The 4,586-nt window shown below is 61.8% G+C and carries 6 protein-coding genes; all 6 read left to right on the top strand.

All coding sequences use genetic code 11. From position 1 onward, the window contains the following. A partial coding sequence (locus AB1S50_RS18935) for a hypothetical protein (protein WP_367152782.1) occupies positions 1 to 363 on the top strand: 363 nt, incomplete at its 5' end. Beyond that, positions 360 to 1,445, top strand: a complete 1,086-nt coding sequence (locus tag AB1S50_RS18930; protein ID WP_367152780.1) for a hypothetical protein — start codon at positions 360 to 362, stop codon at positions 1,443 to 1,445. The genes AB1S50_RS18935 and AB1S50_RS18930, both read left to right, overlap by 4 nt. 11 nt (positions 1,446 to 1,456) lie before the next feature. Continuing rightward, complete coding sequence (locus AB1S50_RS18925; RefSeq protein WP_367152778.1) at positions 1,457 to 3,052, top strand: hypothetical protein; 1,596 nt, start codon at positions 1,457 to 1,459, stop codon at positions 3,050 to 3,052. Between the two features lie 28 nt (positions 3,053 to 3,080). Next, complete coding sequence (locus tag AB1S50_RS18920) at positions 3,081 to 3,578, top strand: hypothetical protein (protein ID WP_367152777.1); 498 nt, start codon at positions 3,081 to 3,083, stop codon at positions 3,576 to 3,578. Between the two features lie 2 nt (positions 3,579 to 3,580). Next, positions 3,581 to 3,760, top strand: coding sequence for a hypothetical protein (locus tag AB1S50_RS18915; RefSeq protein ID WP_367152776.1), 180 nt, complete (start codon positions 3,581 to 3,583; stop codon positions 3,758 to 3,760). Continuing rightward, positions 3,760 to 4,560 (top strand): hypothetical protein, encoded by an 801-nt coding sequence (locus AB1S50_RS18910; protein ID WP_367152775.1) that lies wholly within the window; start codon positions 3,760 to 3,762, stop codon positions 4,558 to 4,560. The genes AB1S50_RS18915 and AB1S50_RS18910 overlap by 1 nt, the downstream gene beginning before the upstream one ends. Positions 4,561 to 4,586: the final 26 nt, after the last annotated feature.

Here is a 4,586-nt window from a genome sequence, read left to right as displayed (position 1 = left end):
CAGGTGCGCCAGATCGCCGGCCAGGGGGCCGTGTGGCCCACCATGGAGCGCGAGGATATTTACAACTTGTATCGGGTCAGTGTCCGCGGCGGCTCCACCGCCAAACCCAATCAGACACGGGAGCGGGAGCAGTGGGTGCAACTGCTGCCCATCCTGCAACAGCAGCTGATGCAGATCGGCCAACTGAAAGCCGTCGCCCATCCCATGGCGGGCGTGGCCGAGTTTGTACTGGAACAGACCCTCAAGCGTTTTGACGAACGGTTCGACCTGGCCGAGATCGCCGAGCAGGGTGCAGAGCCCGCCGGCGGCCAGTTGCCCGCGCCTGTCCCACCAATTCCCCCAGCCACAGAGACCATGCAATGAATGACGACACGGAACAGCAAACGGAAACTCAGCAACCGGAAAATCAGGAAGCGCCGCAGAGCGCCCTGGAAGCCATCGAGCGCAGTGTCCCGGTGCGTGCAGAGGAAACCCATCAGCACAGCGCCGATGATCCCAATCAGGATAAGGAGCACCGGGACCGGGAAAATCAGAATGCAGAAGGCCCTGAACCTGAAAACACCGCGACGCCGGCAGAGGCGAGCGATAAAAAGTCCGTGGCGGAGGACAAAGACGGTGATCAGGAGCCGGATAACACCGACCGGGCGCTGACTGAAGAGGACCTGGAACTCACCGCCGAAGAGCAGACCAGCCTCAGCCAGGGGTCCCAGGCCCGCTTTCGCAAATTGGCTAACGGCGTCAAGGCGGCCAATGACCGCGCGGTGGAATACGAGCAACAGGCCCAGGCACTGCAAAAAACCCTGGAACCGGTACAGCAGATGTTCACCGACTCAAAACTGGCGGCGGATGAGATTGCCGAGCTGTTCGAATATGGGCGTGCTCTTAAAACCGGCGACCTTGCCGCGGCGGGCAAAATCCTGCTGCGCCAGGTAAAAGAGTACCAGTTGCTGAGTGGCCAGCCCCTGCAACTGGAAGACCCCCTCGGCGACTTTCCCGACCTGCGCAAACAGGTGAACGACATGGGCCTGAACGAGGCCGCAGCGCTGGAGATGGCCAAAGCGCGGCGCCTGGAAGCGGACCAGAAGCACCGCCAGACACAGCAACGGGAATCCGAGCACCGGCAGGCACAACAGCAGCAGACCGTGCAAAAAGCCGTGCAGGACATCGACGCCTGGGCCGCACAGACCGCCGCCAGCGATGTGGACTGGCCGCAGAAGGAAAAACTGATCTCCGCCCGAATCGCCCGCATCACCCAGAGCGGTGATCCCTCCAGTTGGCTGCCCCAGATCGAAAACCTGTACGACACCATCAGCAGCATGAGCGTCAGCCAGCCGCCGCCCAAAAAGGATCCGGCCCCGCTCACCTCCAGTGCCGGCAACGCCGGCGGGCGCGCACCGGCCAACGGCGCCGAGGCCGCGTTGCAGGCGTTAAACATCCGCTATTAACGGAGCCCGCCATGTCCCAGCAGCAACCCTACCGGCCCGACACCAATTTTAGCGACCTGAATCGTGCCGACCCGGTCAGTCTCGACAATGAACTGTCGGGCATCGCCAGTGCCCTGTCGTCCACACAGGACGCGCTGCGGGTACTGCTGCGGGACGACGGCAAACTCAAGGACGGACTGATCGAACTGTTTATGCTGGCCACCAGCGTGCGCAACCTCCTCACCACCGGGATCAATCCCCGCGGCAACTGGGATGCGGGGCAGGGTTTTGGGGTGGGGGACCTGGTGAACTACGGCGATGACAGTTTTGTCTGCGCCGCCACCCACGTCTCCGGCGGGGATTTTGATCAGGACCGCGAAACCGGCGTCTGGGTGGTGTTCTCCCGCTCGCTTCAGCGCGCCATCGGCGTGGTGCTGGGCAGCGCCGCCGAGCGCGATGTCGGGCTGGGCCCTGACCAGGTGCCGGACATCGATATCGCCGATGCGCGCTATAACCGCAGCGGCAAGGGCGGCCTGCACCACGAGACTGCCGCCGGCACTCAGGTGGTCATGCCCCGGGGCGCCGCCAATAAATACTCCGGAGCTTTTACCGGCGCCATCGCCATCCGCTTTCCCCAGACCTGGAAGAACATCCACTTTCGCATGATCCTCGACGTGATCCTGGAGGGCACGGACCAGAACCAGAAAGCCCACTCCCTCTCGCTGATGGTTTCGGGCAAGACCGATGCCGCACAACAGCGCTGGCACGACATGCAGGCCCATGTGCTGGATGGCGAAAACCCCGCGCAGATTTTGCCGGTGCGGTTCGGGGATGGGCCCGACGACCACCCTGTGGTCTGGCTCGGGGACCTGAACACCGTCTGGTCCAATCCGTCGATCAAGATGCGCGAGCTGTTTGTCGCCGGCGCCCAAACCGCGGCCGCCTACTGGGTGAGTGGCTGGAGTATCGACTTTGTCACCGCCTTTGACGGCAATGTGAGCCAGCAGCTGCGCACCGCGGGTATCTCCCAGTTGCCGGATTTTTCCAACTCCGGTGGCCGCTATGTGCGGATACGCCAGGACGGCACAGGGCTTGAGTACCGCACCAACTTCCAGGTCGCCAATGATCTTCAAGTGCCGCTGGAAGCGCCCCAGGACGGAGAGGGCTATCTGCGTTACAACGGCGGCTGGCTGCCCATCTCCAGTTACACCTTCACCATCCAAAACGCCCGGGTGGATGGGGATTTTATTCTGGACGGCGGTCTTGGCAGCGCCACCCTCACCATCAAGGCGGACTCGGATCAGGCCGGCGAAGAAGTGCCCGGCATCAAACTGCAGTGGCACGGCGCCGAATACGAATGGCTCTGGTACGGCGCGGCCAATGGCGACCTGATTCTGGGCAACCTCACCGGGGTTTACATGGTGTTCCATGCGAGCGGCAATATCACCACCGAAAAGGCGCTGACCGCGGCAACACTGAGCGGCAGCAGCGTGAAAGTCCAGGGCAAAGAGGTCTATCACCCGGAAAACAAACCCTCCATCGACGATATCCAAAACCTGCCCAAGGTCACCGTGAGCAGCAGCCAGCCCACGGGCGGCAAGGACGGCGATGTATGGTTCCTGGTGTGACATTTTGCGGATTCATGGAGCAGCGCCGGTGAGCGTCAAGGTGCGTCTGGGCAGCTGGCGGGATCCGGTCGACATCCGTGCCCGCCACGCCGGCGGCTGGCAACAGGTAAAAGAAGTCTGGGTGCGGCGCGCCGGGGTTTGGATCAGGCCCTGGGTATGGACCTTCACGACCGCCTACAACACCACTTTCAATACCAGCTATGGCACCGCCTATGGAACCAGCTATACCACCAGCTGGAATACCAGTCGCAGCACCACTACCGCCTGGAGCACCGGCAAAAGCACCAGCAGAGTCACCAGCTACACCACCGAATGGATAACGAATTACGAGCATGTCCCCGGTGAACCGGATTCCCGGCTGACCAACAAAACCACCAGCTACACCACCGCCTATACCACCAATTGGAATACCAGCCGCAGCACCACCACCAACTGGAACACCAGCCAAAGCACCACTAAAACCACCAACCGCAACACCAGCAAAACCACCTCCCAAGCCACCAGCCGCAACACCACCTGGAGCTGACCGTGACACAGGAACAACGTTTGAACTTACTGGAAGAGCGGGTGAGGGACCTCTCCGGCTTGTACCGCAACGCCGTGAAAGACCTGCAGGAAGCGCAGCAGGAACTGACCGCGCACCTGATCGACACCCTGGACCAGCGTATTGCCCGGGCCCTCACACAAGCAGACCGGGAGACCGGCTGATGCGCGAAACCCCTTGGGATCCGGCGACACGGGTGCACCGCACGGGTTTTGTTACCTGGCGGGATGAAAAATCGGTGCCGCTGCTAAAGCTCGCCGCGACACTGGCGGAAAAGCACCGGATACCACTGGAATACGACCTGCGCTATCACGGCGACGGTGGCGCCTTCACCGTGACTGAATGTATGGCGGGGCTGGGGGGCATCATTTTGACCCCCACCAAGGTCGAACAGGCACTGGCGCGATATCGGCAGGCGGATCAATGCAATACCAGGCATGACTGGGCCTCAGTGGCCAAAGCCGCCCCTGACAAATACCTGTTGCACAGCTATCAAACAGAGCTTCCCAGTAAAGTGGCCCTGCTGCCCGGCAGCAACCTGATGGCGGCCGGCGCCATGGACCTGGAAATGCTGCGCGCTGCAGTGGCCGCCGGAGCCTTTATCAAACCCCACCCGGTCACCAATCAAAAGTACCGCGCCATTCTAAAGCGCTCCTGGCCCGACCGCATACTCCCGCGGATGTACTCCGGCATGGCCTGCCTGCGCGCCGCCACCGAAATTTGGTCCAGTGGTGCCAGCGAACTGCTGTTGTATGCCATCCTCGCCCGCAAGCGAGTGCATTCCCTGAGCAATGCAATACCAGCGGGTGGCTACTGGGAGCTGGGAGAGTATCTGCGCTCCGTAACCGATCCCAAAGCCAGTCTTGAACGCATCCTCAGCACCCCGGAAGTATCCGGGGTGTTTGTGCCCAATCCCTACTTTGATGTGCGGGAGCGTCTTGCGCAGTACCTCGCAGAAGTCTGACAGGAATGCGTCCAGGAGAATGAGAC

This window comes from Microbulbifer discodermiae (assembly GCF_040742695.1).
Taxonomy (GTDB): domain Bacteria; phylum Pseudomonadota; class Gammaproteobacteria; order Pseudomonadales; family Cellvibrionaceae; genus Microbulbifer.
Note: the sequence above shows the minus strand (reverse complement) of the source record. Positions and strands in the feature narration are given on the sequence as shown.

Excerpts from the sequence above, each read along its gene's own strand:
- AB1S50_RS18925 (WP_367152778.1), top strand. The coding sequence starts at position 1,457 with ATGTCCCAGCAGCAACCCTACCGGCCCGACACCAATTTTAGCGACCTG.
- AB1S50_RS18930 (WP_367152780.1), top strand. The coding sequence starts at position 360 with ATGAATGACGACACGGAACAGCAAACGGAAACTCAGCAACCGGAAAAT.
- AB1S50_RS18910 (WP_367152775.1), top strand. The coding sequence starts at position 3,760 with ATGCGCGAAACCCCTTGGGATCCGGCGACACGGGTGCACCGCACGGGT.